At 67.6% G+C, this 26,828-nt stretch carries 31 protein-coding genes; 14 read left to right on the top strand and 17 right to left on the bottom strand.

Going from position 1 to position 26,828, the window contains the following annotated elements; translation table 11 throughout:
* Positions 1 to 94: 94 nt before the first annotated feature.
* Complete coding sequence (locus tag PD653B2_RS08465) at positions 95 to 733, top strand: helix-turn-helix transcriptional regulator (RefSeq protein ID WP_165763392.1); 639 nt, start codon at positions 95 to 97, stop codon at positions 731 to 733.
* Positions 734 to 871: 138 nt separating this feature from the next.
* On the opposite strand, the gene PD653B2_RS08460 is transcribed toward PD653B2_RS08465, so the two are convergent.
* From PD653B2_RS08460 to PD653B2_RS08445, 4 genes are read right to left on the bottom strand one after another with little or no spacing between them, the layout of a single operon-like run.
* Entirely contained in the window at positions 872 to 1,261 is a 390-nt protein-coding gene (locus PD653B2_RS08460) for a TIR domain-containing protein (protein WP_207559378.1), read from the bottom strand.
* A 31-nt stretch (positions 1,262 to 1,292) separates the two neighbouring features.
* Positions 1,293 to 1,946 (bottom strand): hypothetical protein, encoded by a 654-nt coding sequence (locus PD653B2_RS08455; RefSeq protein ID WP_085871900.1) that lies wholly within the window; start codon positions 1,944 to 1,946, stop codon positions 1,293 to 1,295.
* Positions 1,940 to 3,088: a toll/interleukin-1 receptor domain-containing protein gene (locus tag PD653B2_RS08450; protein WP_165763391.1), complete on the bottom strand. Its 1,149-nt coding sequence runs from the start codon at positions 3,086 to 3,088 to the stop codon at positions 1,940 to 1,942. The genes PD653B2_RS08455 and PD653B2_RS08450 overlap by 7 nt, the downstream gene beginning before the upstream one ends.
* Positions 3,089 to 3,128: 40 nt before the next feature.
* Positions 3,129 to 3,707, bottom strand: a complete 579-nt coding sequence (locus PD653B2_RS08445; protein WP_085871898.1) for a TIR domain-containing protein — start codon at positions 3,705 to 3,707, stop codon at positions 3,129 to 3,131.
* A 158-nt stretch (positions 3,708 to 3,865) separates the two neighbouring features.
* Between PD653B2_RS08445 and PD653B2_RS08440 the strand changes: the two genes are divergently transcribed.
* On the top strand, positions 3,866 to 4,534 hold the full coding sequence (locus PD653B2_RS08440) for a hypothetical protein (RefSeq protein WP_085871897.1): 669 nt from the start codon (positions 3,866 to 3,868) through the stop codon (positions 4,532 to 4,534).
* Positions 4,535 to 4,546: 12 nt separating this feature from the next.
* On the opposite strand, the gene PD653B2_RS08435 is transcribed toward PD653B2_RS08440, so the two are convergent.
* The 4 genes from PD653B2_RS08435 to PD653B2_RS08420 form a co-directional block, all read right to left on the bottom strand.
* A complete protein-coding gene (locus tag PD653B2_RS08435; RefSeq protein ID WP_207568279.1) occupies positions 4,547 to 5,104 on the bottom strand; it encodes a prevent-host-death protein in 558 nt (185 codons plus the stop codon).
* A gap of 170 nt (positions 5,105 to 5,274) precedes the next feature.
* Positions 5,275 to 6,267, bottom strand: a complete 993-nt coding sequence (locus tag PD653B2_RS08430) for a MarR family transcriptional regulator (RefSeq protein ID WP_085871896.1) — start codon at positions 6,265 to 6,267, stop codon at positions 5,275 to 5,277.
* A 70-nt stretch (positions 6,268 to 6,337) separates the two neighbouring features.
* Positions 6,338 to 7,048, bottom strand: a complete 711-nt coding sequence (locus tag PD653B2_RS08425; RefSeq protein WP_085871895.1) for a TIGR02391 family protein — start codon at positions 7,046 to 7,048, stop codon at positions 6,338 to 6,340.
* Between the two features lie 29 nt (positions 7,049 to 7,077).
* On the bottom strand, positions 7,078 to 8,235 hold the full coding sequence (locus PD653B2_RS08420; RefSeq protein ID WP_085871894.1) for a tyrosine-type recombinase/integrase: 1,158 nt from the start codon (positions 8,233 to 8,235) through the stop codon (positions 7,078 to 7,080).
* A gap of 1,047 nt (positions 8,236 to 9,282) precedes the next feature.
* Here PD653B2_RS08420 and PD653B2_RS08415 point away from each other — a divergent pair.
* Positions 9,283 to 9,570: a hypothetical protein gene (locus PD653B2_RS08415; protein WP_085871893.1), complete on the top strand. Its 288-nt coding sequence runs from the start codon at positions 9,283 to 9,285 to the stop codon at positions 9,568 to 9,570.
* An 87-nt stretch (positions 9,571 to 9,657) separates the two neighbouring features.
* Positions 9,658 to 10,074, top strand: a complete 417-nt coding sequence (locus PD653B2_RS08410; RefSeq protein ID WP_133058981.1) for a hypothetical protein — start codon at positions 9,658 to 9,660, stop codon at positions 10,072 to 10,074.
* A 13-nt stretch (positions 10,075 to 10,087) separates the two neighbouring features.
* Here PD653B2_RS08410 and PD653B2_RS08405 read toward each other — a convergent pair whose 3' ends face one another.
* Both PD653B2_RS08405 and PD653B2_RS08400 read right to left on the bottom strand, forming a co-directional pair.
* Positions 10,088 to 10,660: a PIN domain-containing protein gene (locus tag PD653B2_RS08405; RefSeq protein WP_085871891.1), complete on the bottom strand. Its 573-nt coding sequence runs from the start codon at positions 10,658 to 10,660 to the stop codon at positions 10,088 to 10,090.
* A gap of 18 nt (positions 10,661 to 10,678) precedes the next feature.
* Entirely contained in the window at positions 10,679 to 11,209 is a 531-nt protein-coding gene (locus PD653B2_RS08400) for a helix-turn-helix domain-containing protein (RefSeq protein ID WP_085871890.1), read from the bottom strand.
* Positions 11,210 to 11,809: 600 nt separating this feature from the next.
* Between PD653B2_RS08400 and PD653B2_RS08390 the strand changes: the two genes are divergently transcribed.
* On the top strand, positions 11,810 to 11,992 hold the full coding sequence (locus tag PD653B2_RS08390; RefSeq protein ID WP_085871888.1) for a hypothetical protein: 183 nt from the start codon (positions 11,810 to 11,812) through the stop codon (positions 11,990 to 11,992).
* Positions 11,993 to 11,995: 3 nt separating this feature from the next.
* Here the strand turns inward: PD653B2_RS08390 and PD653B2_RS08385 are convergent, their stop codons facing one another.
* Positions 11,996 to 12,466, bottom strand: coding sequence for a hypothetical protein (locus PD653B2_RS08385; protein WP_085871887.1), 471 nt, complete (start codon positions 12,464 to 12,466; stop codon positions 11,996 to 11,998).
* Between the two features lie 359 nt (positions 12,467 to 12,825).
* On the opposite strand from PD653B2_RS08385, the gene PD653B2_RS08380 reads away from it, so the two are divergent.
* Entirely contained in the window at positions 12,826 to 13,308 is a 483-nt protein-coding gene (locus PD653B2_RS08380; protein WP_085871886.1) for a BLUF domain-containing protein, read from the top strand.
* Positions 13,309 to 13,513: 205 nt separating this feature from the next.
* Positions 13,514 to 13,744, top strand: a complete 231-nt coding sequence (locus PD653B2_RS08375) for a hypothetical protein (RefSeq protein WP_085871885.1) — start codon at positions 13,514 to 13,516, stop codon at positions 13,742 to 13,744.
* A gap of 3 nt (positions 13,745 to 13,747) precedes the next feature.
* On the opposite strand, the gene PD653B2_RS25845 is transcribed toward PD653B2_RS08375, so the two are convergent.
* Positions 13,748 to 13,879 (bottom strand): hypothetical protein, encoded by a 132-nt coding sequence (locus tag PD653B2_RS25845; RefSeq protein WP_278247463.1) that lies wholly within the window; start codon positions 13,877 to 13,879, stop codon positions 13,748 to 13,750.
* A gap of 174 nt (positions 13,880 to 14,053) precedes the next feature.
* On the opposite strand from PD653B2_RS25845, the gene PD653B2_RS24595 reads away from it, so the two are divergent.
* The 3 genes from PD653B2_RS24595 to PD653B2_RS08370 all read left to right on the top strand — a co-directional run bounded on the left by PD653B2_RS24595 (position 14,054) and on the right by PD653B2_RS08370 (position 15,019).
* Positions 14,054 to 14,314 carry a hypothetical protein gene (locus PD653B2_RS24595; RefSeq protein WP_133058982.1) on the top strand — a complete coding sequence of 87 codons (261 nt, stop codon included), beginning with the start codon at positions 14,054 to 14,056 and terminating at the stop codon, positions 14,312 to 14,314.
* Between the two features lie 156 nt (positions 14,315 to 14,470).
* Positions 14,471 to 14,608, top strand: coding sequence for a hypothetical protein (locus tag PD653B2_RS24840; protein ID WP_165763390.1), 138 nt, complete (start codon positions 14,471 to 14,473; stop codon positions 14,606 to 14,608).
* A gap of 81 nt (positions 14,609 to 14,689) precedes the next feature.
* Positions 14,690 to 15,019, top strand: a complete 330-nt coding sequence (locus PD653B2_RS08370) for an STAS domain-containing protein (protein ID WP_165763389.1) — start codon at positions 14,690 to 14,692, stop codon at positions 15,017 to 15,019.
* 3 nt (positions 15,020 to 15,022) lie between these two features.
* On the opposite strand, the gene PD653B2_RS08365 is transcribed toward PD653B2_RS08370, so the two are convergent.
* The 3 genes from PD653B2_RS08365 to PD653B2_RS08355 form a co-directional block, all read right to left on the bottom strand.
* A complete protein-coding gene (locus tag PD653B2_RS08365; RefSeq protein ID WP_165763388.1) occupies positions 15,023 to 16,993 on the bottom strand; it encodes an ATP-binding protein in 1,971 nt (656 codons plus the stop codon).
* 119 nt (positions 16,994 to 17,112) lie between these two features.
* On the bottom strand, positions 17,113 to 18,210 hold the full coding sequence (locus tag PD653B2_RS08360; RefSeq protein ID WP_085871882.1) for a potassium channel family protein: 1,098 nt from the start codon (positions 18,208 to 18,210) through the stop codon (positions 17,113 to 17,115).
* 9 nt (positions 18,211 to 18,219) lie between these two features.
* A complete protein-coding gene (locus PD653B2_RS08355) occupies positions 18,220 to 19,203 on the bottom strand; it encodes a YihY/virulence factor BrkB family protein (protein WP_085871881.1) in 984 nt (327 codons plus the stop codon).
* An 18-nt stretch (positions 19,204 to 19,221) separates the two neighbouring features.
* Between PD653B2_RS08355 and PD653B2_RS08350 the strand changes: the two genes are divergently transcribed.
* On the top strand, positions 19,222 to 20,865 hold the full coding sequence (locus PD653B2_RS08350; RefSeq protein ID WP_085871880.1) for an acyl-CoA dehydrogenase family protein: 1,644 nt from the start codon (positions 19,222 to 19,224) through the stop codon (positions 20,863 to 20,865).
* 9 nt (positions 20,866 to 20,874) lie between these two features.
* Here PD653B2_RS08350 and PD653B2_RS08345 read toward each other — a convergent pair whose 3' ends face one another.
* Both PD653B2_RS08345 and PD653B2_RS08340 read right to left on the bottom strand, forming a co-directional pair.
* Entirely contained in the window at positions 20,875 to 22,236 is a 1,362-nt protein-coding gene (locus tag PD653B2_RS08345; protein WP_085871879.1) for a cation:dicarboxylate symporter family transporter, read from the bottom strand.
* 80 nt (positions 22,237 to 22,316) lie between these two features.
* Entirely contained in the window at positions 22,317 to 23,765 is a 1,449-nt protein-coding gene (locus PD653B2_RS08340; protein WP_085871878.1) for a glycine hydroxymethyltransferase, read from the bottom strand.
* 397 nt (positions 23,766 to 24,162) lie between these two features.
* On the opposite strand from PD653B2_RS08340, the gene PD653B2_RS08335 reads away from it, so the two are divergent.
* Genes PD653B2_RS08335 through PD653B2_RS08325 form a run of 3 tightly spaced genes read left to right on the top strand, consistent with a single transcriptional unit; the run spans position 24,163 to position 26,824 of the window.
* Positions 24,163 to 25,884 carry a nitrite/sulfite reductase gene (locus tag PD653B2_RS08335; protein WP_085871877.1) on the top strand — a complete coding sequence of 574 codons (1,722 nt, stop codon included), beginning with the start codon at positions 24,163 to 24,165 and terminating at the stop codon, positions 25,882 to 25,884.
* On the top strand, positions 25,881 to 26,081 hold the full coding sequence (locus PD653B2_RS08330; protein ID WP_085871876.1) for a hypothetical protein: 201 nt from the start codon (positions 25,881 to 25,883) through the stop codon (positions 26,079 to 26,081). Before PD653B2_RS08335 ends, PD653B2_RS08330 begins: the two co-directional genes overlap by 4 nt.
* Positions 26,078 to 26,824 carry a phosphoadenylyl-sulfate reductase gene (locus tag PD653B2_RS08325; RefSeq protein ID WP_085871875.1) on the top strand — a complete coding sequence of 249 codons (747 nt, stop codon included), beginning with the start codon at positions 26,078 to 26,080 and terminating at the stop codon, positions 26,822 to 26,824. Before PD653B2_RS08330 ends, PD653B2_RS08325 begins: the two co-directional genes overlap by 4 nt.
* The last annotated feature ends 4 nt before the right edge of the window (positions 26,825 to 26,828 follow it).

Here is a 26,828-nt window from a genome sequence, read left to right as displayed (position 1 = left end):
CACTCCTTCAGATCAGTGGGTGCCTTTGGAGGACAGGTGTGCAGGCCATCGTCGCCCTATGGGCGCGCCAGATCCTTTTGGATATGTTCTGGTTGTGGACCGCCGCTCGCTGCTGGAGGTCGCCCGCGTCGCCCGCGAGCTGACCCAGGAAGCCGTCGCGCGCCGCTCCGGGACGTCCCAGCCCACGCTCTCGGCGTACGAGCGGGGCACCAAGTCACCGACGCTCGCCGTGGCCGAGCGCATCCTCCACTCCCTCGGCTTCGACCTCGGCCTCCAGCCGCGGGTGACTTTCCGCGAGGTCCACGGCGAACGCGGCGGCACATATCTGGTGCCGGACCAGCTCTGGCGCGTCGACCCACCCGCCTGCTTCGCCCCGATCGATGTCCGCGGTGCCGACCGAACTCTCCTCACGTCCGACGTGCTGAACCGCAAGGGCCGCGTCGAGGCTTACGCGTGGCTGCTGACCCACGGCGACGAAGAGCAGCTCTTCAACCACCTCGACGGCGCCCTCCTGGTCGACGCTTGGGTTGACCTTGCACCGCGCCTGCCGGCGGAGCTGCGCACCGAGTGGCAGCCACTCGTGCTCGACGCCGGCATGGGCTGGCTCGCTGAGGAACGCGCGAGATGGCAGGAACGCCATGGGAAGCCGGTCAGCCGAGGTGCCCGAGAACGCCTGATCCGCGGACTGGCTAGCCGCGGGCTCACCGCTGACGAGATCCGGCGGCTGCTCTGAGTGGCCTTCGCCGGGTCCCCCGCACAGCCTTCTACTGAGCGCTCCGAATACGAATTGCCTCCTCGACCCAATCAGCCAGGTTCGACTTGATGTGGTCGTACACGGAGGTGCTTGCCGAGAAGGGCGGGTCATACGCCTTCACGACCGAGGACAACTTCTTCGTGCCCCCGCCGAGCGTGAACGAGTCGAAGGATTGGCGCCCTTGGTCGTCTGCGTCTTGCTCGAATCCAGAAGGCGATGTACGTAGACGCCTACTACCCCTTTACCGTCGTTCCACGCCTTCTCGATCTCGTAATTGATCCACTTGCGGCCGGCAGTGCCCGACCCGATGAGTACGACGCCGCAGCTGCGCCCCGACATCTGACCATCGATCCACTTCTTGATAGCGGCGTCGCCGCCCTTCGTCACCGACTCCCAGTCGTTGTCCGAGCACGGCCGGTTCCCCTCGAGAACCCCCGCATTGCGGACCTGCGACGCCCTCCAGTTGTCGGGCTTGTAGTGAAAGCTGTAGAAGACGTTCCGAGCCATCGTTCGTTCTCCTGTCCGCGGGTTTCTGCTGCTAAGCCAGCCGACCAACGAGGTCGTCGAGAATTCGCCGAGCCACCGCTGGATAGATGTCGCCATCTGCCAGTTCTTCACGTAGCTCTTCCGGTGACGACCCAACTAGGGTCCTTGCGGCGCCGCCCGGGTGCCCAAGTGCGTAGGTCGGAGCACTCTCACGAAGGTCTTCAAAAAGCTGGTGCTCATCGGGTATGCCAGCCATGCCGCCGACGAAGACTGCAGCGATAGGAGCTTCATCGGTCAGCATCTGACGTCGCATCAGTGCAAGGCTCTGCGGCGCACGTGTCGGGTCCGGCGGCTCGTCTCCGACCGCAGCAGTGCGAATGACCGAGCCGACGCCGTCGGCCTCAAACCGCAGGGTCGCTTCCGGCAGGATCGGGTCGAATACTGCGGATTGGTAGATCACCACACGAGCCACATTCGCCGTCGCCTGCTCAGCTGCGACATAGAGGAGCAGAGGCGCAATAGTCGGGTGGGCAGCTGTAACCAGTCGCCCACCTTGCTCCAGAACGGCGCGAGCCACGGCGACGACGGCATCGGTGATCTCAAGTGCATCGAAGTCGCCATCCCACCGGTTGGGGTCCGGAATGCTCGCAGAGACGAAGACCGACCTGCCTTCCAACGGACCCTGCTCTGCCTGCTGGATCACCACTCACCCCCGATCGCATTCTCTGGAAGCAACTCCAGTCTGCGCTCTCCCTTAACCCACTCAAGGTGCCGCCGTCTGGGTTCGTCAAGACGTCGAGCAGCGTGCACCAAGACCGCATCCGCGTACGGGTCGATTCGATCTCGAGTGTCATCGAGCCGGTGCAAGTCCTCAGACTCAGGCAGGCGCGGCGATACCGCGACGATCGCCCGCCCCCGAGGACCGCTGATCTCCAAAGTCCAGTCCTTGAGCGCGGTACAAGTCGCACCGCGACCCTCGGCTGCCTCCTGGACACTCCGCAGGAGCATGCGGCGCCGCCTAACGATTCCGTGGGCGTGGGCCGCCTCGACCTCGCGAATGATCCGATCCACGGCATCTGGCGTGAGAACGTCATAGTTGTGCGCGTTGCTCTGAATATCGGTGGGGTCTAGCTTCAGCCGCGGGATTCCGACGCTCCCGGGTATCGGAGTCGGCTCTCCGGGCCACTGGAGGATCAGGAGACCCATCGCATGAGCGAGAGCGTAGTCAACTTCGTCGAACACCCAGTCCGAGAGGTGGGCCTCGGGCGTCTCGAGCAGGAGCAGGAACGCAAATCGCTCGAGCGCGTCAGCAATGCGGCCTTGGACGTCTCCACCCGGTGGTACTCCGAAGCGGTCAATGAATGGGCTGAAGCGAACATGCGTGAGCTCATCGTGGAGCTGCTCAGCGGCAGCCAGACCATCGCTTCTCTTGTGGCTGATGAACACGCGCCGGTCGCGCTCCTCGATGTCGAGCTGCTCAAGCACGACGCGCGCGAGCCTGCGCTCGGGTTCCTGGCCGGACCACTCGAAACCATTGAATTGGGACAGTGACTCAGGCACCTGCGCATGGAACGTTGCCAAGTCGTCGACGACCGGAAGGATTACAAGCCCATCCTCACGCGCTCTTCGAACTCCGCTGGCCAGAACGCCGCTGTCCTTCGCTGTTGGCCCGACGAGTACTACGGCCACGGCCGGCGCGTCGCCAGGCAGCAGGTCTTCAGTGACGTTCACCGAGAGCGACTTGTGCACGCCGAGATCGCTGAGCTCGACAGCAACCGCTTGGCGAAGTTCGGCGAGCCAGTTCGGGCGATCGACGTGCAACACCTGAACCTGGTAAGTCACCGTCACTTGCGCTCCCAACGTCTGCCAGCATCCCGAGCCGATAGGCTCACGAGCAGGTGGAGTTCGCCTTCTTGAGTGCCCGACTGTTGTCGACGAGGTCACCCTTCGAGGTCCGATCGTTGAAACAGCTCTCGATGCTCGACCGAACGACCGACGCAGACGTGGGGTAGGTCAAGTAGCGCGCATACGAAGCCGCTACATCATCCTTCACCCAGTTGTCCTTTACCCGATCGGGAAGCGTCGCCGAGTTGTTCATCGACGGAAGCGGATAGACAAGCAGGCCGCTGCGCTTGTTGGCCGTGTCGTTTCGCAGGGAGGAGGAAATCTCCCAGTCGACGAACTTCCTCGACCAGGTGCACTTTCCGAGGAGGACGATGGTCACGGTGGAGTCCGTCAGATACTCCTCGCGGATGCGGCGCTTGATGTAGTCCTCGTCATCACTGTCGACGAAATCGTCCTCAACCGTCACGCCCACCGACCGCGCGATGAACTCTGAACCGAAGTCGTCGATGAACGTCTCGACCTCGGACATGTCATCGACGTGATACGACACAAAGCACTTGTGCCTTGTGGCGTCGACTTTTCGGGCCGCCGCCGACTCCGCAACCTTCTGGAGCCGGAGCATGTCTTGCTTCGTCGTCACCGAGTCCGCTCCCGTCTGCTGGCGGCGCCAATGCCGACAACTGCTACCAGCAATCTAGCGGCGCCAACCCCCGGGCGGGACGGTATAGCGCGGTCCGAGCCTCCGAACCCGCGTCCTACGCCACCTGTGAAGATGTCAGCATGGTCGACCCTCGCCGCCCCTCCCCCGAGCCGCCGTGGAGCGGTCCCGAGATCGTGCACACGCCCGGCATGGCAGACGACCTGATGCGCGAGTTCGCCCCGATCCTCGCCGCGGACGGCATTGATCTCGACGCTCCGGACAGCATCCCGGACATGGAGACTCTGCAGGCGGCCCTCGACCGAGCCGTCGAGCGTCGCAACATGGAGCTGTTCACGCCCGTCGGAGAAGCACGATCGCTCGCGCTCACAACGCTGCGGCTGTTCGTCGAGGCGATCGCCGACGACCAGTCCGACCTCGCCGGAGCCATCCTCGCGACCGCCGTACCCGAGTCGCCCGACGGGTCGCAGGCCACCGTCGCCGGCACCATCGGCGTTGCCCTCGACCTGCTCGACACCATCCTGACCGGCAATCATCCCGACGCCCCAGCAGGCATCGGCGCGAAGGCCCGGCTCCCCCAGGGCCACTGGTACGGCGAGCGCGCGGCCCGCGACATCCTCGACCTCGCCCGGCGCGGACGAGCCCACAGCGCACTGGAGGCGCTCATCACCAAGCAGGGCAGCCACGCCGTCCAGTCAGGCGCAGCGATCGCACTCTCGGGCACGATGCAGGCCTGGGCAGACCTCGTCGGCGAGCCAGTCGACAAGGTGACGCCGTCGGCCTTCCAGTGAACTGACAGCTACCTATCGCTCGCATGCCGCGAGAAGCAGCTCGGCGACCAGGTCGAGGTCGTCCATCGTGACGTCCTGATCGCCGGTGCCTCGGATCCAGCGCAGAGCTTGGTCCTTCCTGCGGACCAGCCAGAGGTCGACGTGGATCGCGATGTCACGCGCGAGGGCACCGTCAACTGTGCCGATCTGGCTCATCGCGGCCGGGCGAGATTCAGGGTCGAGCGCGAGCCGCACGATGTCGCGCAGGTCCGTGCCCTGCTTGTCGACCGAGCGGTTCATCACCGCCTGGATCTTCATAGCGATCAGAGGACCGGGCTCGGCAACCTTCGTGGTCACCTCGACGGGATCGCCGTTGAGACGCACAACCTCGATCATGACGTCCGTGGCGATGTCGTTCGCCCACGCGTGTGCCGACGCATGCAGACGATCGCCGGGATCGTCACTTGGCTCGTCCAGTTCGATCTGCCGGACTTCGAGAACGTCGATCTTGACGTCACCGAAGGGCGTCGGCAACAGCACGGCTGCTGGTTCGACCGGCGTGGCCCCTGCCGCAGCACGAAGGATCTGCAACTGCGGCGCCGGCGACGACGTCGAGGTCCGTGGTCGCCCGGTACGGCGTAGAGAGCCGACACATCACCGCGACACCGCCGACGACGACCGGAGGTGCGCCGATCAGCGTGTGAACCTCGTCGATCGCTTGGACCACAGCCGTCATGGCATCACCGACGAACGAGACTCGCCTACCAGACACGAGTGCCCTCCGTCGGCGTCCAGGCGTCGAGGATCTCGCGTCCACGCCCCTGGTCCTGCGCCAGATCAAGCGCCACGAACAGCGGGTGAGCCACTGGCCACTTGATTCCCCGCACCTTCGGCGTCTCGCGATGCGATAGGACGGCGGGGACCGGCGCCACGCGAATCGATGCCTTTGCCGACGCAGCTGTGGGGGCGGCGCCGAGGAGCGTCACCGCCCGACGAACAGTCGCCGCGTCGGGGACGTAGAACTCGACCACCTGGTCCTCCCGCGCCACCACGGGCGCGCCGTACACGGATGCCGGCACCGACCCGACCGTCGACCAGCCGACCTCGTCGTCCAGGCCCAGACCCAACGCCTTCGCGCTCGGGTCGCGAGGGTCAGGCAGTTGCGCGACGTAGGTCTGAGGTGTCGACCATCGATCCGCAACTTGCCAGAAGAGGTCGGTTCCGATGACTCGGTTGCTCTCGTCGACAAGTCCTTGCCGACGCAGCGCCTTCAACACCTCGGAGACCGTGCTGGCTGACCGGCCGAGCGCTCGGGCGAGCTCCCGAACCGATGCACCCTTCTCGGGCTCCAGGAGCAACGCCACCGCGACTTCCAGGCCAGCCTTGCCGCTGAGGGCATCGACTCGCTCGGCGCGCTCCTTGATCGGTTCGACTTCGGCGTCAATGAGGATGTGTCCCGTGCGCAACGCTAGGCGGCCACGGAGATCGAGGTAGCCAGCGTGGTGAGAAGTCAGCAGATTGCGGGCCGACTCAGTCACCCGGTCCGCCACGACCAACAGTGTGCCGCCGTCAACCTCTTCGAGGAGCTGGCTCACGGTCGCGTCGGTGACGAGAGACCGACGCTTCAGCGCCAACTGCGCGTTGAAGCCCGTCAGGCCCAGCGCGAGATCCCCGCCCGCGGGCGCGCCGACGAGCAGTCGGGCTTCAATCCCCAACTGCCGGAAAGCGTCGATGACGAGCTCCTCGGTATCCACGGGTCCAGAGTGTCAGGCATTCGGTGTTCGGTCAATACCGAACACCGAACATACCGGAGGGCGAGGCCCGCTACTGCGCCAACCGCGCTTCAGCGCGCTGGACAATCCGGAGGAGAAGGTCGGCCAACTGGATGACCTCAGCAGCCTCAGTCGGGTCGTCGAAGTTGACCGTGCGATGGCTCGCCGGGTTCTTATAGGCGCCGATCGCCCCGGCAAACAGGTCAGCCGTAGCCTGCTGCTCACCACCCTCCGCCTCGGGATCGCGGAGAATGCCGTCCTTGGGGCTAAACGCCTTCCTCATGAGGGGGACACCTAGCAACTCGTTCGGCAACTTCGCCACGCGGCGCACCTCGACTTCGACGGACTTCATCGCAGCGAACGACGCCGTCTCGTAGTCACCCAAGGCGAAGTTGGAGCGGGCTGAGGACAACGCGGGGTGTAGGTCGCCGGCGAGGCGCTCCGCTGCCCACACCTTCTCGACGGCGTTCGGATCATCGACGACCTCCTGGCCCATCGCCGTAATACGCCGCCAGTCCCCGGTCGGGTTCTGCGCCGACGGTCCGATCAGCCCGTGTGCCTGGAGCCAGGCCCACGCGTCCGCGAGCCGTGCCAATAGCCCGTCCAGGTCCCCAGGCTGCGGCGAGCCGTACCCGCCTCGCTGCTTGAAGCCTTGAATCAGGTTGTTGAAGTTGGCCTGCTCGCGGCTGAGCGAACCCAAGAGGCGCAGAGCGAGGTCAGGCAACGGCAGGTGGCGGATATCGTCGTCTGAAACCGTCGTCATGTCTGAAGAGTACGAAGACGCACCGACACTCATGTCTTCGATCTGGCGAGTTCAGAGAGCCTCTTGGCGATCTCGGCGTCACGATCCGCAGCCGCGTGCTGGTAGCGCATGGCCGCCCCTGGCGTCGAGTGACCGAGCCGACCCATCAGCTCAGCGAGCGTCGCGCCGGTCTGCGCGGCCAGCACAGCGCCGGTGTGGCGGAGGTCGTGCCAGCGGAGGTCCTCGCGGCGGGCGGCCTTCCGAGCCGGGTAGTAGACCTTGTAGAGCGTCGAGGGCGCCATGTGCAGGTTCTCGTCCGCAGACGCAGGGAAGAGCAACGCGTCCCTGCCGGGAGCCGTGAACTTCTTCAGATGGTCCTTGACCAGGGGCACCAGGTGCGGCGGGATCGCCACGTCGCGGCTCCCCGCGTCACTCTTCGGCGGCCCGACGATGAACTCACCGTCGACCCGCACCACTCCTCGGCGGATCTTCACGCGGCTGGTCCGCAGGTCGATGTCGCCGCGGCGCAGCTCGGCCAGCTCGCCGAACCGCATCGCGCACCAAGCCGCCAGCAGCGCCATCAGCTTGTAGCGGTCAGGAAGCGCCTCGACGATGATCCGCAGCTCGTCCAGACTCGCCGGCTGCACCTGGTGGGCGCGTTTGGTGCTCCCGGCACCGCGGATATGCGCCGGGTTGTAGGGGATCCACGGGTGCGGCCGCTCCGAGGCCGCGCTGGCGAAGATGGTGCGCAGCAGGCTGTAGGACTGGGCTCGGATGGTCTCGCGGCCGGGCGCGAGGGCGTCGTACCAAGCGTTGACGTCCGCATTCGAGATCCGGTCGATCCGCTCGTCGCCGAAGGTCGGCAGGATGAACTTGTCCAGAAGCATCCGGTACTGCCGGCGGGTCGTCGGTCTCAGCTCGCGGCCCTTGGTCTTGCGAGTCTCCAGCCACAGATCGGCGTAGGCGCGAAACGTCGGCACCTCCCGCCGCCGAGCGCCCCGCGCGGCGACCTCCGGAGCCCAGACCTCCATCTGGATCTCGGCCCGCCGGGCAGACAGCCAGGCGACCGCGTCGTCCTTCGCGTCGAAGGTCACCGGTGCTCGATAGAGGCGCCCGTCGGGACCCGTGTAGGCCGCCCGGTAGCGGCCGTTGTCACGCCTCTCGATGCGCCCGAAACCTCGCCGGGTGCGCACCTTCGCCCGAGACATCTTGTGTCCTCCCAGTATCGCCTTTCGGGGAACAAGAGGGGGATCTCGGGGAATATAGACGTCCAAATACGACCTCGTCTGACCACGTCTGTCAGACCTCGAAAACCGCCTCTGACCTGCGAGTTTACGCTAGATCAGGCGTCAGGAGCGAGAGCCGCGAAGACCCGTCTCTCAACAATTCAAACCCAGTATCGCCCACCAGCAAGACATGGCCCCTGACCTGCGGAATCGCAGATCAGGGGCCTTCTGCATTCAGGGCGCGTGTCCAATATGTGTCCAATGGACGGCGGAGGCTCCGGGACCGGGAGACCCCGTATGAGCACCGCACATTCGCCTGAGCGACACACACGAACGTCGTCCGCCAGGCTCGTGCCAGGAGGTCCGAGCATGAGCACCACCACTGCCCCGCTCGCGATCGCCTGCCCGAGTGGTGCCGACTGGCAGAGGCCGACGGCGGGCACGACATCGATCACCAGCAGACCCCTGTCGCCGTTCATCACTGGCGCAGGGAGACGGTCGGAGACATGTCCGTGATCCTGAGTGTGTCGACCGAACCCGACGGGACGCCCCTCGACGCCACCAGGGCGGCACCAGGGCGGCACCAACGCTCAGCATCGAGCCTCATCTGGGAGGCGAGTTCAGCCTTTGGGAGGCCATGGAGTTGGGCTTCCACTGCACTCGTTGGCCTATCGATGCGCCTGGCACGTGGCCGACGTCGAGGACGAAGCACCCTCTGAGGTCGAACGGCGGATCCAGGCCGTTGCCCACGAGAACCACGGTCATCACCTGAGCCGACGTGAGGCTGCTGCGGAGTTCCTCCGCACCGTCGCACCAGAGGAGCCGAACCATTGATCGACAACGAAGTCCCGTTGAACCCCGGCCGCTCCCCACCGTGCAGCCCGCCGATCCAAGGCGGGCTGACTTGGTCAACACCGCGGCAAGGAAGTACGGGGGCCCACCTCACCGCGGCGTCTACTGAAAGATGCCCCAGCCCAGAGAGAGCAACCCGTGAAAGAAGTTAAATCTCGAACGAGACCTGCGCCGACCGTGGAGATCGTTGAGGTCTCCCCTGAGCTCGCTGAGTCTTGGCTGTCGAAAAACCCGAACAACCGAAACCTGCGCCGCTCTGTGGTCGACGGGTACACCCGGGACATGTCAGCCGAGCGCTGGGCTCTCAATGGGGAGACGGTGAAGTTCTCGGCCGACGGTCACCTGTTCGACGGTCAGCACCGCTTGAAAGCGATCATCATGTCCGGCGCCACGGTGCCGATGGTCGTGGTTCGCGGCCTCTCCCCTGACGTCATGCCGACCGTGGATGCCGGCGCGAAGAGGTAGTACTCCGACGCGCTCAAGCTCCAAGGTGAGGACAACACCAGCATCCTGGCCGCGGTCGCCCGGCGTGCGGTGATGTGGGAACGCGGGATGCGCACCAACACTGGCGCCATACGACCGACCCCGCTCGAGATGAACGCCTTCCTCGAGCAGAACCCCGAGATCCGCCCGTCCGCGGACCTGGCGTCCCGGCTGGCGTCGCGGGAGTCGTTGCCGGCGTCGGTCTACGGGCTGTGCCACTTCCTGTTCGCGAAGCTCGACGCCGAAGACGCGAGCTGGTTCCTCATGCGCGTGTCGGACGGCGACGGCATCGCGAGCAGCGACCCGATCGCACAGCTCCGAGGCCGGATCACCCGGCTACGCGTGCGCGGGGGCCGGATCAACGAGACCGAGGGCCTTGCTATGACGATCCGGGCATGGAACGCGCACCGGGCCGGCGAGACGCGGACCATACTTCAGATGCCGAAAGGCGGGCTGACGAACGAGAACTCTCCGGAGCCAAGGTGATCGCTTCGAAGCGTCACAACATCGGCTCGATGATCTCGGCCACCTCATCCATGCCGTAGCGATCGGCCAGCGTCTTCAACAGCTCGTGAGGTGTTCTGGGCGGCCTCAGGTGCCGGTCGGAAAGCGTCCGGAGGGTCGCGGCTGCGCGAGCCGGGTCAACGTCGGCAGTGTTCGCGGCGAACTCCGCAGCCCCGAGTACCTGGATGTCCAATGGGACCTTTCCTGAGGGAAAGTCCTTCAGGTTTGTCGTGACTATTGCGCCCGCCCCTCCGACCACCGCAGCCGCCACCACGTGCTCGTCATCAGGGTCTGGCAGGCCGTATGAGCCAACTAGGCCTTCCCACCCATGTACAAGCGCATCATCAAAGTTAGTACGCATCAGTTCGATGAGGTTCGCTGCTCGGGCGGTCGCTTCATCCTGGCTCGTCCCGCGATCCATTAACTTAATAGCCTCGTGTCGCTGAAGTTCCTCCAGAATTGCATCGCTCCAAAGCGGCCTATAGAGGCCCTCAACCGCCATCGACAGCAGGAAATCGCGCTGAAGGTTCGGCCAGAGCACGCTCGTATCGAGGATGGCGGCAAACACGCCGCCATCCTCGCAGACCTAAATGTGATCCTGAGTCCGCTCGGCGGCGACTTCTGCGCGCACGCGCCGAAGACGTTCTGTCATGACGGCCGGATCTTCGTCGGGCTCGTCATAGTCGACCGCCGTTTCCAGGATTGCCCGATACTGGTCCTCGCGCCGCTTGGCTCGATATTCGAGCAAGTCGTCAAGCTTGATCATCCGACGACGCTTGCCAGGCGTATCCGCCGGCAAGATCCTTTCGTCGATGAGCTTGACCACCGTCGGGCGGCTGACCCCGAGAATGTCGGCCGCCTGCTGTGTAGTCAGTAGTTGATTCTGGGGCGCAATCGTGACCGCTTTCCCAGCTTCCATCGCTGCCACTACCTGCCGCAATATCGCGTGGATTCCAGCCGGGATCTCGATGCTGTCGTGCTCGTCCGCACCCGCAAGCAGGTAGCGCGGGGACGGCTTAGCTCCACGAGCAGCCTCATGAGCATCAAGGAAGCTCAACACCTCAGCCGCCCTGTCCTCGGGCAAGTACGTGTGCTGTTCCAACGCCTTGGCAACCATCCAGCCTCCTCCTTAGATACGAAAGTATTGTAATGCCTTTCGTTCTGTTCGTATATACCTCTTGCCGGCAAATCGTTCGAACGCATGTTCTAACCTGGCCGATGGGAGCCTCCGACTGGATCGCACGGACGTGCCCGCTCCCCGACCAGTATGGGTCGACGTGACCGGCGGATGCGTCAGGGCGACGTCAGGCCGACGTATCCAGTCGAGATCTCCCACGGCAGCTCACCGTCACCGTGCGCCCGGATCACCAGCGGCCCCATGCTCGAGTGGAAGCGGGTCGTCTTCGACACCAGAGTGGGAAGAGCGGCGGAGGGGACTTGTTGCTGTTGTGACTGGCGTCACACGGGTCTAGCGTGCTCCGCCAAGGAGGCGATCCCAATGCCCAACTACTGCGTGAACAAGAACGCCCAGTCAAACGGAGACCACGAGGTCCACGACCTCGCTTCAACCAAGGGCTGCTTGCCCACCTCAACGAATCGCCAGGACCTCGGCTACCACGCGAACTGCCAACCAGCAGTCCAAGCTGCGAGGGGCTACTACACGGACGTCGACGGCTGCGCTCATTGCGTGCCGGCGTGCCACACGAGCTAGCCCGCCATGGCACTCCGACTGGTCATGCTCCACGTGCTTGAGGACCGCCTCCCCCAAGGTGGCGGCCAGCGTGACGTCGCATTCTCGCCAATCTTTGAGCAAGAACTACGGCACGCGAAGGTGGTCAACCAATCGATCGCCCTTCAGGGTGACGGGAGCGCCGTCATCCTCCTGCAACTGGAGGAATGACCCTTAGTCTTCCTCGTCCTGGTCTATGAGCTCGGCGAGATAGTCATCGTGCGTCGCCTCGAGCATCTGGTCGGCTCGCATCGCAGCGAGCCTCTCCTCAACCTCTGCCGGCAACTGGGCGTCAGGATCGGGCAGCGGCGGGTGCGGTGTCGTCACCTTCTTCTCGGCCCAGTAGTCGAACATCTCGCCGTGGATCGCCAGCCACTCGGATACGACTTGGCCTCGCTGGTCGGCGTCAACGATCCGGCCGGCGTCGACCTTGTAGCTGAAGCCATCGCCACGGACCGAGCGCTGGACCTTCTCTCGATCGTCAACCGTCAGGATGATCGAACGCAGAGGTCCACCACGCACGCCCGCATCGACGAGCCAGTCCGTCCACGCCTTGTCGTTCTCCATCAGGATCTGAGCACGGTGCAGGGCGGCCTTGTGATCCGATGTCAGGCGGTCTGAAAGAAACGCGACGCTGGCAGGCACTTCAACCTCCTCGAGGGGCTAGAGACATCTCTTCATTCCCGGCGGACAGCCGCCGGCCCAATCCTTATAGCGCGTTGCCTTCATCGCCTCGAGTTGCCGCGCCTTATACCAACCTTTGCTGAGGCGAGGCGAGCTGGACACGGACGTCCGGCATCGCCGAGGAGTGCATCGGCCAACGCATCAACGAGTTCACGTCCGACCGCAACGCCTTGAAATGGGTGGGCTGAGCGGCGTCGAGGAGTTCTTCCGACTTCGGGATGCGCGCGAACCGCGTGGACATGAGAGCGCCGCGCCGTGGTGACAGATCACCCCGACGCGACGGCTGACAGCGCAGTAGCCAGGAACGGGGCGGAGCACGCATGCCCGAAGGTAAAGACGCAGGTAACCTGATCGCTCCCGGCGTCTATCTCTCGGAGCTCGATACCTTGCTGTCCCTCACCTACGTCAGCTCAGCCAGCGAACACCTCGACGTCCATCGCCTGGGCGAGATGCTCGCGACGATCCGGCCGAAGAACGAGGCACTCGGTCTGACCGGGATGCTCCTCTACAGCGGGGGCAACATCATCCAGACCCTCGAGGGGCCCGACGAGGCCGTCGACAGCACCTTCGCGTCGATCGTCCGCGACCCGCGACACCGCGGGGTGTTCACGCTGCTGCGAGAGCGCATCGACGCGCGGGCCTTCCCCGACTGGACGATGGGGTTCCGCCACGCCAGCCACGAAGAGATCCGCGAGATTGACGGCTTCACCTCGTTCCTCCAGCAGCCGTCCGGACGTGACCTCGGAGACGCAGCCGGCTCGGCGTACCAGTTGCTGCGGCTCTTCAAGGAGAACATGCGGTGACGGCGGGTCTCACCCTCGTGCCGAGCGCACGGAAATGAAGTGACCCCGCTGGCGTCTCGGGTCACCAGCGGGGTCGAGATGAATCTAGGACGCCGGGCGGCCTGCTGACCGGATTTCGCCGCAGGTTTCGCGAAACTGGAGGTACTGGACCAAACCACCTGGGCCCGGAGCGTGTGCCGCGTGGGGTCGCGGGTACCGCCCACCCGTGGGGATCCAGTTCTTCAGGTACCAGCTCGACGACTGTCCGTCGTGCGGTGAGACCTCGCTGCTGGTGACCTACCGCGGCTCCGGGCCACCGGGCGCGCAGACGGCGACGGACTGGCGGGCCGAGTCGGGCGAGTGCCGGCAGGGCTGCGGAGTCGACGTGTCGCGGCTCCCCGCCGCGCCGAAGCCTCGGGTCGGACGGTTCCTGCTCCACTGGAGCGCCGAGGCGTAGGGCTCAGGCGGACGCGGAGGTCGCCTGCCCCGCCGCGGCCGCGTCCATCGCGGCCTGCGCGGCCACCGGTTCGGTGTCGCCCTGCACGACGAGCAGTCGCAGGCGGCGCCCCGAAGCCAGCTGCAGCACCATCATCGTGGTGTCGTCGCCCGGGAAGGAGCCCGGCTCGGCAGGTGATTGCCTCCAACCTACTCGTCCGGGCCCGAGGGATTGGTCCAGTTGGACACCTGGACGGGTTACGGTGGTCGGAACCCGCCCGGGCCGCGCCCACTCGGACACGGCGTGTGACGGTCTCCGAAGGCGTGACCCGTGGCTCACCCCGCTCCAGCCGACCAACCGTCCCAGCAGCACCTCGACGGGTTGCTGCGGCACGTGCACGAGGCCCGGTCACGCCTGGATCTCCAACGGGCGGCCCCGATGAAGCGGCACACCTCGACGATCGACGCCCGGCGCGACCTGCTGGCCGCGCTCGAGACGTACGCCGCGGCGCTGGCCTCGGCCGGTCGACCGGTGCCGTACCGGATCCGCGACGAGCTGCACCTCTACCGCGGGCTCGATCTCTCCCGCTGAGGGCTCCCCGACCTGGATGGACAGGAAGTTGGCCCGGGGGCAGCGACGACCTCGGGCCAGCTCCCTTGTCCACGACGACTGTAGGCAGGTCGGCTGCGAGAAGGTGCAGGCTTGAGAGAATCTGGAGGTTCAGGTCGTCCGGCGTACGGTCGGGGCATGGTCGACGCGGTGCGGATCCGGCGCCCTCCGGGCGGCGGACACTTCCTGCTCGGCCTGACCGCCGCACAGACCCTCGTCGTCGTCATCGGGGTCGTCGTCGTCGCGATCCTCGTCTACCAGCACAAACGCCGCTGAAACCACGGCCGAGCGCTCCCGTGAGGACTGACCCGATCGGGTGTACCGGCGGCCCGACTTCGGACGTACCGTCGAAGCAACGTGGAATTCACCTTGAACACCTCAGTCCGTCCCCCGACCATCACGCTCACCGCGCACGGTGAGCTGGACATCTTCTCCGCCCGGACCATGTCGCGCGAGCTCCGAGCGATCCGCGACAGCGGTTGTCCTCGCGTCGTGGTCGACGTCGGCGCCGTGTCCTTCGTGGACGCCTCGGCCCTCGGCGTCCTGGCCCGTACGGTGGCCGCGCTCGAGGCAGACAGTGCGACGATGGGATTCATCGAGACGAGCCGGCAGTTCCGGTGGCTGTGCTCGATGACCGGCCTGGACGTCCTCTTCGACCTCGGACCGGAGCGGGTCGCCGTCCTGTGACCGTCAGTCGGTGTACGACGGGAGCGTGAACTCGAAGACCGAGCCCTGACCGGCGGGATTCGCGCGGGCCATGATCGTGCCGTCGTGCCGGGTGATGATCCGTCGCACGATCGAGAGCCCGAGGCCGCTGCCTTCGTAGTCGCGGTAGTGGGCGCGGTGGAACTCTTCGAAGATCTTCTCCCGCTCTCCTGCGGGGATCCCGATGCCGTTGTCGGCGATCTGGATGGTCACGAGGTTCGGCAGGGTCTGGCACCCGTGCACGGTGACCTTGGGCTCCACCCCGGGCGCGACATACTTGAGCGCGTTGCCGATCAGGTTGTCGAGGACCTGGCGCACGAGCACGCCGTCAGCCGACACCAGAGGGATCGGCGAGCAGCTGACGAAGCCCTCGGCGTGCCGCGCGGCCGCGATCTCCTCGACCAGCTGGGTGACGTCCACCCGACTCAGCTCCAAGTCGCGCTGACTGCTGGTGGCGTGGGCGAGCAGGTCCTTGATCAGCTCGCGCATCCGCCGCGACGACGATCGCACCCGGGACACGAACTCCTGGGCGAGCTGGGCGTCCAGCGCCCCGGCGTCCAGCTCGTCGGCGATCATCTCCGTCCAGCCGTCGATGGCCGCGAGCGGGTTGCGGAGGTCGTGGGCGACGACGCCGGCGAACGCCGCGAGCTCCTCGCGGTGGGCGAGCTCGGTGGTGACGTCGCGGAAGAGCACCAGCGCCCGAGCCCGGCCCCGGACCACGTCACGCGGCAGCGGGATCGCGGACACGTTCAGCACCCGGTCGCCCACGTCGGCGACCTGGACGACCACCTCGGCGTCATGGACCGCCTCGCCCCGGAGGGCGCGGACGGTCGGCTTGTCCTCGTCGCCCATCTGGAAGCCGTCGGCCCACCACGTGGTCAGCACGAGGCGCGACTCCGTGGTCAGTGGCCCCTCCGCCGCGCCCAGCATGCGGGCGGCGGCGTCGTTGTGGACCAGCAGCTCGCCCGACTCGTCGACGACGAGCAGACCCTCGTTGATCGACCCGATCACGGCGTCGCGGATGCTCGCCTGGTAGACCGCGTCCTCCTCCGTACGGCGCAGCTCGGCCGCGAGCGCGTGTCGCTCGTCGCGCCCGGTCGAGAGGCCGAGGCCGGTGATCACGATCGTGGCGACGTAGAACTCGGCCAGGAGATAGCCCAGGTCGAGTCGCTCGACGGCGGCGAACGGGCCGATGTCCATGACGGTCAGGGTCATCGTGACGACACCGACCAGGAACGAGTGGGCGCCGCTCAGCACCGTGGAGAACCGCAGCCCGAACCACACCGTGGCGGCCAGGAGCGGGAAGGCCAGCGGCAGGTCGTCGAAGGAGAAGGCCACGGCGTACATCCCGACGGTGAACGCCGTCGCCGCGACCAGCTCGACGACGCCCGCGTCACCGAGCAGGCGCGGCCGGGGTCGGGGTGCGGACGCCCGCTGGCCGAGCAGAAGACCGAGGGTGACGACGATCAGCGCGCTGCAGAGGTTGCGCCCGAACCAGAGCAGGCCGGCCAGGGACGTCGAGTGGGCCTCGACCGCGACCACACCGGTCATGGCCACAGCCGAACCGACCGCCGTGGCCAGCACCAGCGCGGCGCCGTACCTGGCCAGCACCCGCGGCCGGTCCAGGGGCTCCGCTCCCCCACAGCCCCACATCTGCGGGCACCAGCGCCGCAGCAGCAGCACGGCGAGCACGGTCTGGAGGATGTTCGCGACCGCGAACGTCCCAGCGACGTCGGGGTCCGAGCCGGCCAGCAGGTTGCTGCCAAAGAGGACCACAGCCAGCACAGCCGTGTCGACGCTGACGACGCGGGCGCCGCGCACGAGCAGCCACAGGATCGGGAGGCCGCCGGCCGGGTAGACGTCGACGTAGCCCGGGGCCTCACCCGCCGGAAGGGACGAGAGCACCGCGAGCACGACGATGACCCCGGCCAGCCCAACGGCTGTCCCAGGGTTCACCAGCGCATGCTGCTGCTTCCGGTCGCCCGGCATCTCCACCCCCACTAGGCCCCCACCTGTGTGATCTGCAGGCTAGCCGTATCGAGGGCCGTGTGGGTGGCGACTCACCAGTCGCGAGATCAGTCGTCGGTGGCGAAGTCCTCGTCGTGCGTGCCCGGCCGCGGTGCCCACGGCAGCTCCTTGGCAGGACGTACGACGATCAGCCGGTCGCCGCGGGCGAGCTGGGTGACCACCGGGTCGAAGTAGCGGTAGACCTTCTCGTCCCGCACGACCGAGATGACCTGGTCGGGCAGCGACTGCGGCTGCTTGCCGACCTCGGAGACCATCAGGTCGCGCTCGGCGACCTCGAGGCCCTCGCCGTACGTCAGGAGGTCCTCCATCACCGACCCCAGCGTGGGCGACAGCGACGAGAGCCCGAGCAGCCGCCCGACCGCGTCGGAGGAGGTGATCACGGAGTTGGCGCCCGACTGGCGCATCAGCGCGACGTTCTCCTGCTCCCGCACCGCGGCGACGATCCAGACGTCGGGGTTGAGCTGCCGGGTGGTCAGCGTCGCGAGGATGTTGGAGTCGTCGCGGTTGGTCGTGATGATGACCTGGCTCGCCTCCTTGACGCCGGCCCGACGCAGCACGTCGCGGCGGGTCGCGTCTCCGGTGACGACCGCGAGGCCGTCGGCGTGCGCCTCCTGCAGGGCCTCGGCACCCGGGTCGACGACCACGATCGACTCGCGGTCCTGGCCGTTGTTCACGAGGGTGTCGACGGCGGCCCGGCCTTTCGTGCCGTAGCCGACCACGACGACGTGGGCTCCCATGCGCTTCCTCCAACGGGCGATGCGGAACATCTCGCGGCCCTGCGAGGCGAGCACCTCGAGGGTGGTCCCGATCAACAGCACCAGGAAGGCGATGCGGAGCGGGGTGACGACGAACGCGTTGATCAGCCGGGCGTGCGGGGCGACCGGCGCGATGTCGCCGTACCCGGTCGTGCTGAGCGTGACGGTCGTGTAGTAGATCGAGTCGATGAACCCGACCTTGCCGGACGGGTCGTTGTTGTCGGCGTAGCTGCCGCGGTCGAGGTAGACGAGGGCGACGGTGCCGGCCAGGATCGCGATCGCCAGCAGCAGGCGGCGTCCGAGCGCCCACCACGGAGACACGATCCGGTCGGGGAGCGAGACATTGCCGCGGCTGCGGCCCTGGGTGATGTCGCTGGAGTCGTCCGGCACGCTGGCAATCTAGTCCGTCGGCTCCCGGGAACCGATGCGGCGCAGCCGTTGCATGAGCTCGAGTCTCGCCAGCATCGTCGTCTTCTGCGGGAAGACGGTGTCGAAGGCGGCGTTCACGGCGGCCCCGATCAGCACCGCGATGGAGACCAGGTAGAGCCACAGCAGCACCGCGATCGGTGCGGCCAGCGGGCCGTAGATGGAGCGGGAGTCGGTGGCGGTGATGGTGAGGAACCAGCGCAGCAGGTAGGACCCGAGCACCCAGCAGGCCAGCGAGAACGTCGCGCCGGGCAGGTTGAAGCTCCAGTTCGTCCGCACCGGCACCGACACGTGATAGAGCGTCGCGAGGAAGCAGATGCAGATCACGATCACGGCCGGCCAGTAGAAGTGCATGAGGAAGTCGGCGCGCTCCGGCAGCCAGTCCCCGACCAGCGCCGGGCCTGCGACCACGAGCGGGATCGAGACGACGCCTGTGACCATCGCCAGCACGTAGAGGAGGAACGACAGCGCCCGGGTCTTGACGATCCCGCGGTGGCCGCCGAGCCCGTGCATGATCGTGATGGTGTCGACGAAGACGTTGAGGGCGCGCGACCCGGACCACAGGGCCAGCACGAAGCCGAGCGAGATGATGTCGAACCGGCCGCCCTTCAGGACATCGTCGATGGTCGGCACGATGATCCGGTTCACGGCGCCGTCGGTGAGTGCCCGCTGGGACAGGTCGATGACGGCGTTGCGCACGTCGTCCACCTGGGCGGCGGTGAACTGGTCGGACACGAAGCCGATCGCGCCCGCCATCGCGAAGATCAGGGGCGGCACCGACAGCACCGCGAAGAACGCGGCCTCGGCCGCCAGCCCGGTGACGCGGTACTTCAGGCAGGACGCCACGGTCGTGACGATCACCCTCCAGAGCTCGGCGCGGGCGTGGCGCAGCCAGAGCACGACCGGGGGGGCCGCGGAGGGCCCTTCCCGGCTCTCCGCACTCTCCGCCTCGGCCATAGCAACTACCGTAACCACATGCGTTCCGACATCCGGGTAGCCACGAACCAAGCCCCCCTCCTGGCAGGTCACAACGTCGTCACGGCGGATCTCGCGCTCGTCGAGGGCGTGACCCGCCACGCGTCGGCCGAGGTCGTCGACGACCTGCTCGCGCTGGGCGCCGAGGCCGGCACCGCGGAGGCCCGCGAGCACGGGATGCTCGCCAACGAGCACCACCCGCACCTCACGCCGTACGACCGCTACGGCAACCGGATCGACGAGGTCGAGTTCCACCCGTCGTGGCACTGGCTGATGGAGCGAGCGGTCGGCCACGGGCTGGCCGCGACGCCGTGGGAGCAGGACTCCCCCCACGCGCACGTACGCCGGGCCGCGGGCTTCATGGCCTGGTCCCACACGGAGCCGGGGCACGGCTGCCCGATCTCGATGACCTACGCCTCCATCCCCGCGCTGCGGGTCGACGACGCGATCGCCAAGGAGTGGACGCCGCTGCTGGCCTCCACGACGTACGACCCGGGCCTGCGGACGCCCGCGTCCAAGCGGGGCGCGCTGGCCGGGATGGGCATGACCGAGAAGCAGGGCGGCTCCGACGTCCGCGCCAACGTGACCGAGGCCCGGCCGACGTCGAGCGACGGCGAGTACACCCTCCACGGCCACAAGTGGTTCACCTCCGCGCCGATGAACGACATGTTCCTGGTGCTCGCCCAGGCCGAAGGCGGGGTGACCTGCTTCGTGGTGCCGCGGGTGCTGCCCGACGGCACCCGCAACCAGCTCGACGTCGTACGACTCAAGGACAAGCTCGGCAACCGGTCGAACGCCTCGTCGGAGCTCGAGTTCGACGGCACCGTCGCCCAGCGTCTCGGCGACGAGGGCCGCGGCGTGCGCACGATCATCGAGATGGTCGCCGCCACCCGGCTCGACTGCGTGCTCGGCTCGACCGCGCTGATGCGGCGCGCCGTCTCCGAGGCGTCCTGGCACGCCGCCCATCGCTCGGCCTTCGGCGGGCTGCTCAGCGACAAGCCGTTGATGCAGAACGTGCTGGCCGACCTCGCGGTCGAGACCGAGGCCGCGACCGCGCTGGCGCTGCGGCTCGCCGCGGCGGTCGACGCGCGGCACGACCCGCACGAGGCCGCGCTGCGCCGGATCGCACTGCCGCTCGCGAAGTTCTGGGTCTGCAAGCGCACCCCGTTCATGGTCGCCGAGGCGCTCGAGTGCCTGGGCGGCAACGGGTACGTCGAGGAGTCCGGCCTGCCGCTGCTCTACCGCGAGGCGCCGCTGAACTCCGTCTGGGAGGGCTCGGGCAACGTCAACGCGCTCGACGTGCTGCGCGCCCTGGGCCGCGAACCCGAGGTGCTCGACGCCTGGATCACCGAGGTCGGCCGGGCCCGCGGCGGCGACGCCCGCCTCGACCGGGCGATCGAGGACACGCTGGCCCTGATCGGCTCGCTGATGGGCGACCCCGCAACGCTCGAGGTCAACGCCCGGCGGCTGGCCGGGCGGATGGCGGCCTGCCTCCAGGGTGCGCTGCTGGTGCGCTTCGCTCCCCCGGAGGTCGCCGACGTCTTCTGCGCCTCCCGGCTCGGCACGTCGTACGACGGGGTGTTCGGAGCCCTCGACGGCGGCGACCTGCGCGCGATCGTGGAGCGCACGACGCCGGTGGTGTGATGGCGACGGTCACGCGACCGTCTCGGGCGTCCGCTCCTCGGGGGCCGGCTCGTCGGCGTCGACCATGGTGCGCTCGTCGAACGGCAGCTCGCCGGCGAGCACCCGGTCGAGGCGCTCGCGGTTCACGCCATCGGTCCAGGTGCCGATCAGGACGGTGGCGACCGAGTTGCCGGCGAAGTTCGTCAGCGCCCGCGCCTCGGACATGAACCGGTCGATGCCCACGATCAGACCGACGCCGCCGACCAGGTCCGGGCGGTGGGACTGCAGGCCCCCGGCCAGCGTCGCCAGGCCGGCGCCGGTGACTCCGGCGGCACCCTTCGACGCGATCACCATGAACACCAGCAGCGAGATCTGCTCGCCGATGTGAAGCGGCTCGCCCATCGCCTCCGCGATGAAGAGCGTCGCCATCGTCAGGTAGATCGCGGTGCCGTCGAGGTTGAACGAGTAGCCGGTCGGGACCACGATGCCGACGGTCGTCTTGTCGACGCCGACGTGCTCCATCTTCGCGATCAGCCGCGGCAGGGCGGACTCGGAGGAGGACGTCGCGAGGATCAGCAGGAACTCGCGGGCGAGGTACTTGAAGAGCGCGAAGATGTTGACGCCGGTCGCGACCTTCAGCACGGTCCCGAGCACCCCGAACACGAACACCGCGCAGGTGATGTAGAAGGCGACCATCAGCAGCGCCAGGCTCTTGAGCGCGTCGAACCCGGTCTCGCCGACGACGGCGGACATCGCACCGAAGGCACCGATCGGCGCCGCCCACATGATCATCGCGAGCACCCGGAAGACCAGCTTCTGGGCGTACTCCACGACGGTCAGGATCGGCGCGGCGGTCGAGCCCATCTGCTGGAGCGCGAACCCGACCAGCAGCGCGACGAGCAGGGTCTGCAGGACGTCGCCCGAGGTCAGCGACGAGAAGAAGGAGTCCGGGATGATCCCGAGCAGGAAGTCCGTCGTGCTCCCGTGGCCGGCCTCAGCCTGCTCGGCTCCGGCGGCTGCGACGTCGTCGTTCAGGTCCAGGCCGGAGCCGGGCTTGATGATGTTCCCGACGACCAGCCCGATGGTGAGCGCGAACGTCGACATCACGATGAAGTAGCCCAACGCCAGGGCGCCGACCTTGCCGACCTTGGCCGCACTGGCCACGGAGCCGACGCCCAGGATGATCGTGCAGAAGATCACCGGCTGGATCATCATCGTGATCAACCCGACGAACCCGTCACCGAGCGGCTTGAGCTTCACCGCGAAGTCCGGGAACACCAGCCCGACCAGGATGCCGAGGACCACCGCCGCGATCACCGCCAGGTAGAGCCAGTGGGTGCGGTTCTTGGGTGGCTGCTCGGCTGCGGGCGCGGTCGTCTCGGTCTGTGCCATGCGCCACGCCTACCCGAGTCGACCGGCGGCAAACCGCGGAGATGCTCAGGCCAGGTCGAAGGCCACGTGCGGGAGCTTCGCTACACGAGGCTCAGGCCTGGGTAGAGCGGGTGCTTGTCGAGCATCTCCGCCGATGCGTCCTTGACCTTGTCGGCGATGCCGTCCGCGAGCGTGTACGACGCCTTCGACGGCTCGCCCGCCTTCGTCGTGCCGGGCCGGGTGTTCTGGAGGACGTGCACCATCAGCTCGGCGACGTTGTCGAACTCGTCGTGCCCGAAGCCCCGGGTGGTCAGCGCGGGCGTGCCGAGCCGGATGCCGGAGGTGTACCAGGCGCCGTTCGGGTCCTGCGGCACCGAGTTGCGGTTGGTGACGATGCCGGCGTCGAGCAGGGCGGACTCGGCCTGGCGGCCGGTGAGGCCGAACCCCGAGACGTCGAGCAGCACAATGTGGTTGTCGGTGCCGCCGGTCACGAGCTTCGCACCGCGCGACAGGAACCCGTCGGCGAGCGACTTGGCGTTGTCGGCGATGGCCTGCGCGTAGGTCTGGAACGCCGGCTGACGGGCCTCGGCGAGTGCCACGGCCTTGGCGGCCATCACGTGCGAGAGCGGGCCACCGAGCACCATCGGGCAGCCGCGGTCGACGTCGGCGGCGTACTCCTCCTGGGCCAGGACCAGGCCACCGCGGGGGCCACGGAGCGACTTGTGGGTCGTGGTGGTCGTGACGTGGGCGTAGGGCACCGGGTTCTCCTCGCCGGTGAAGACCTTGCCCGCGACCAGGCCCGCGAAGTGGGCCATGTCGACCATCAGGGTGGCGCCGACCTCGTCGGCGATCTCGCGCATCTTCGCGAAGTTCACCCGGCGGGGGTAGGCCGAGTAGCCCGCGACCAGGATCAGCGGCTTGAACTCCTTCGCCTTGGCACGCACGACGTCGTAGTCGAGCAGCCCGGTCTCGGGGTCGGTGCCGTACTGCTGCTGGTGGAACATCTTGCCGCTGATGTTGGGGCGGAAGCCGTGGGTGAGGTGGCCGCCGGCGTCGAGCGACATGCCGAGGAGGCGCTGGTTGCCGAGCTCGTGGCGCAGCGTCTCCCAGTCGGTGTCGGTCAGCTCGTTCACGTTCTTCGCGCCGAGCTTCGCCAGCGCCGGGGTCTCGACCCGGTGGGCGAGGATCGACCAGAACGCGACCAGGTTGGCGTCGATGCCGGAGTGCGGCTGGGCGTAGGCGTACGGCGCGCCGAACAGCTCGCGCGCGTGCTCGGCAGCCAGGGACTCGACGGTGTCGACGTTCTGGCAGCCGGCGTAGAAGCGGTGCCCGACCGTGCCCTCGGCGTACTTGTCGCTGAACCAGGTGCCCATCGTGAGGAGCACGGCGGGCGAGGCGTAGTTCTCGCTGGCGATCAGCTTGAGCGAGGCGCGCTGGTCGGCCAGCTCCTGACGGGTGGCGTCGGCGACCCGCGGCTCGACCGAGGCGATCACCTCGAGGGCCTGCTGGTAGGCGCTGCTGGTGAGGGAACTGAGGCGGGCGTCGGTCATGGCCGCCAGCGTAGTGGCGGGTCCGGACGCCCGCGAGCGGCTCCGCGCCGGGTCGGCCGGTGTGACGTGGGTCGCACGCCGGTCGATCTGACGCCGCAGACCCGGCCGAACGTCTCATATCGTGGATCGCCGTCCCACCACATGAGATTTCACCTTGTCGGATCGGCGTCCGCTCCCTGAGACTCCTTGACATGATCACTGCTGCGACGACCTACCTCGTGGTGCGACGCCACGTGGACTTCGGTCGTACCCGCAGCATGATGTGTCGGCCCTCCCTGACGTACTGAGCCTGACCAGCCGCCCATCGCGCCGCTGGCTCTCCGGCCCGGACCCCGACGACGTGGTCCTTGCCGGATGGAGCCCCGAGCGCCACCCCCGTCAAGGAAAAGCCTCTCCCATGACCGACCCGCGCTACACCGCCAAGGCACCGACCCGCACCGAGATCCCGCGCACCATGCGCGGTGAGGGCCAGTGGGCGCTCGGCTACTCCGAGCCGCTGAACAAGAACGAGCAGTCCAAGAAGGACGACAGCCCGCTCAACGTGCGCGACCGGATCCTCTACACCTACTCCAAGCGCGGCTTCGCCTCGATCGACCCGGCGGACCTGCGCGGCCGGTTCCGCTGGATGGGTCTCTACACCCAGCGCGCCCCGGGCTTCGACGGCGGCAAGACCGCGATGCTCGAGGAGGAGGAGCTCGACGACGAGTTCTTCATGATGCGGGTCCGCTCCGACGGCGCGCTGCTGTCGCACGACGCCGTCCGAGCGCTCGGCACGATCGGGGTCGACTTCGCCCGTGACACCGCCGACGTCACCGACCGGGAGAACATCCAGTACCACTGGATCCGGATCGAGGACGTGCCGGCGATCTGGGAGCGGCTCGAGGCGGCCGGGCTCGACACCATGGAGGCCTGCGGCGACTCGCCGCGCCCCTTCCTGGGCTCCCCCGTCGCCGGCGTGGCGAAGGACGAGATCATCGACGGCACCGCGGCGCTCGAGGAGATCAAGCGCCGCTACATCGGCAACCCCGACTTCGCGAACTTCCCGCGGAAGTTCAAGACCGCGCTCACCGGGCACCCGAGCCACGACGTCTCGCCCGAGACGAACGACGTCTCCTTCGTCGGCACCGTGCACCCCGTGCACGGCCCCGGGTTCGACCTCTGGGTCGGTGGCGGCCTGTCCACGAACCCGATGCTCGCCCAGAAGATGGGCGTCTGGATCCCGCTCGACGAGGTGGCCGACGCCTGGGAAGGCGTCGCGTCGATCTTCCGCGACTACGGCTACCGCCGGCTGCGCTCCCGCGCTCGCCTGAAGTTCCTGGTGGCCGACTGGGGCATCGAGAAGTTCCGCGAGGTGCTCGAGAACGAGTACCTCGACCGCGAGCTCGTCTCCTGCGACTCGCCCCCGTCGCCCGTGGGGCACCGCGACCACATCGGCGTGCACGAGCAGAAGGACGGCAAGCTCTACGTCGGCGTCGCGCCCACCGCCGGCCGGGTCTCGGGCACTCTCCTGGTGCAGCTCGCCGACCTGATCGAGGAGTTCGGTGTCGCCGGGGCCCGCCTCACGCCGTACCAGAAGATCGTCCTGGTCGGCGTCGAGCCCGCCGTCGTCGACGCGCTCGTCGACCGTCTCGACGAGCTGGGCCTGTCCGCCCGGCCGTCCAACTGGCGACGCAACACGATGGCCTGCACCGGCATCGAGTTCTGCAAGCTCGCGATCGTCGACACCAAGGAGCGCGCCCGCCTGCTGGTCGGCGAGCTCGAGAAGCGCTTCCCCGAGCTCGACACCCCGATCACGGTCAACGTGAACGGCTGCCCCAACGCCTGCGCCCGCACCCAAGTCGCCGACATCGGACTCAAGGGTCAGCTGGTCATGCACGAGGGCGAGCAGGTCGAGGGCTTCCAGGTGCACCTCGGGGGTGCCACCGGGCTGCAGGCCAACTTCGGCCGCAAGCTGCGCGCCCACAAGGTCACCAGCGCCGGCCTCGACGACTACATCACCAACGTCGTCAACGCCTACCTCGCCGACCGCCAGGCCGGCGAGAGCTTCGCAGCCTGGGTCGCCCGGGCCGACGAGGACCTGCTCCGTGGCGAGCGGGTCCTGGAGGGGGCGCCGGCATGAGCGAGCGCGGGATCCCCTTCCACTGCCCCTACTGCGGCGAGCAGGACCTCCGTCCCCACGAGGTCGTCTCCGAGTCCGGCGAGGTCACCTCGCCGCACGGGTCGTGGGAGTGCCGCGGCTGCCTGCGTGCCTTCTCCCTGAAGATGCTCGGCCTGGTCCGACCCTCGGTCGTCGACGGGGGAGCTGGTCGCCGATGAGCGCCGCCACCACCACCTCGGCCCGCAACTACCGAGGCACCGAGACCGCCGGCCGGTCCCCCGAGGAGCTGCGCGAGCTGGTGTCCCACTGGGGTGCCGAGCTGGAGCTCGCCCCCGCGGAGAGCATCATCGAGTGGGCGTCCGCGACGTTCGGCGAGCGCTTCTGCCTCACGTCCTCGATGGGCGACGCCGTGCTCTCGCACCTGGCGTCGAAGGTCGTGCCCGGCATCGATGTGGTGTTCCTCGACACCGGCTACCACTTCGCCGAGACGATCGGCACCCGTGACGCGGTCGCGGCGACGCTCGACGTGAACCTGATCTCGATCACCCCGGTGCAGTCCGTCGCCGAGCAGGACGCGGCGCACGGCAAGGACCTGTACAAGACCGACCCCGACCTGTGCTGCAAGCTGCGCAAGGTGCAGCCGCTGGCCGAGTCGCTGGACAACTACGACGCCTGGGCGACCGGCCTGCGCCGCGCCGAGACCCACAACCGGGTCATCGCGCCGGTGGTCGGCTGGGACGCCAAGAAGGGCAAGGTCAAGGTCTCGCCGATGGCGCGGTGGTCCGACGAGCAGGTCGAGCGCTACATCGCCGAGAACGGCATCCTCGTGAACCCGCTCGCCTACGACGGCTACCCGTCCATCGGCTGCTGGCCCTGCACCCGGCGCGTCGCGCCGGGCGAGGACCCGCGCAGCGGCCGCTGGGCCGGCACCTCCAAGACCGAGTGCGGGATCCACTCATGACCCG

The organism is Nocardioides sp. PD653-B2, assembly GCF_002117935.1.
Classification (GTDB): domain Bacteria; phylum Actinomycetota; class Actinomycetes; order Propionibacteriales; family Nocardioidaceae; genus Nocardioides.
The sequence above is the reverse complement of the archived record's forward strand: the minus strand, read 5'-3'. Positions and strand labels throughout refer to the sequence as shown.

Excerpts from the sequence above, each read along its gene's own strand:
- PD653B2_RS24840 (WP_165763390.1), top strand. The coding sequence starts at position 14,471 with ATGGTCGACGCGGTGCGGATCCGGCGCCCTCCGGGCGGCGGACACTTC.
- PD653B2_RS08410 (WP_133058981.1), top strand. The coding sequence starts at position 9,658 with ATGCGCACCAACACTGGCGCCATACGACCGACCCCGCTCGAGATGAAC.
- PD653B2_RS08445 (WP_085871898.1), bottom strand. The coding sequence starts at position 3,707 with ATGCTCCGGCTCCAGAAGGTTGCGGAGTCGGCGGCGGCCCGAAAAGTC.
- PD653B2_RS08420 (WP_085871894.1), bottom strand. The coding sequence starts at position 8,235 with ATGTCTCGGGCGAAGGTGCGCACCCGGCGAGGTTTCGGGCGCATCGAG.
- PD653B2_RS08355 (WP_085871881.1), bottom strand. The coding sequence starts at position 19,203 with ATGGCCGAGGCGGAGAGTGCGGAGAGCCGGGAAGGGCCCTCCGCGGCC.
- PD653B2_RS08425 (WP_085871895.1), bottom strand. The coding sequence starts at position 7,048 with ATGACGACGGTTTCAGACGACGATATCCGCCACCTGCCGTTGCCTGAC.
- PD653B2_RS08380 (WP_085871886.1), top strand. The coding sequence starts at position 12,826 with ATGCCCGAAGGTAAAGACGCAGGTAACCTGATCGCTCCCGGCGTCTAT.
- PD653B2_RS08335 (WP_085871877.1), top strand. The coding sequence starts at position 24,163 with ATGACCGACCCGCGCTACACCGCCAAGGCACCGACCCGCACCGAGATC.
- PD653B2_RS08345 (WP_085871879.1), bottom strand. The coding sequence starts at position 22,236 with ATGGCACAGACCGAGACGACCGCGCCCGCAGCCGAGCAGCCACCCAAG.
- PD653B2_RS08325 (WP_085871875.1), top strand. The coding sequence starts at position 26,078 with ATGAGCGCCGCCACCACCACCTCGGCCCGCAACTACCGAGGCACCGAG.
- PD653B2_RS08460 (WP_207559378.1), bottom strand. The coding sequence starts at position 1,261 with ATGGCTCGGAACGTCTTCTACAGCTTTCACTACAAGCCCGACAACTGG.
- PD653B2_RS25845 (WP_278247463.1), bottom strand. The coding sequence starts at position 13,879 with ATGATGGTGCTGCAGCTGGCTTCGGGGCGCCGCCTGCGACTGCTCGTC.
- PD653B2_RS08390 (WP_085871888.1), top strand. The coding sequence starts at position 11,810 with ATGGCACTCCGACTGGTCATGCTCCACGTGCTTGAGGACCGCCTCCCC.
- PD653B2_RS08330 (WP_085871876.1), top strand. The coding sequence starts at position 25,881 with ATGAGCGAGCGCGGGATCCCCTTCCACTGCCCCTACTGCGGCGAGCAG.
- PD653B2_RS08440 (WP_085871897.1), top strand. The coding sequence starts at position 3,866 with ATGGTCGACCCTCGCCGCCCCTCCCCCGAGCCGCCGTGGAGCGGTCCC.
- PD653B2_RS08350 (WP_085871880.1), top strand. The coding sequence starts at position 19,222 with ATGCGTTCCGACATCCGGGTAGCCACGAACCAAGCCCCCCTCCTGGCA.
- PD653B2_RS08400 (WP_085871890.1), bottom strand. The coding sequence starts at position 11,209 with ATGGTTGCCAAGGCGTTGGAACAGCACACGTACTTGCCCGAGGACAGG.
- PD653B2_RS08340 (WP_085871878.1), bottom strand. The coding sequence starts at position 23,765 with ATGACCGACGCCCGCCTCAGTTCCCTCACCAGCAGCGCCTACCAGCAG.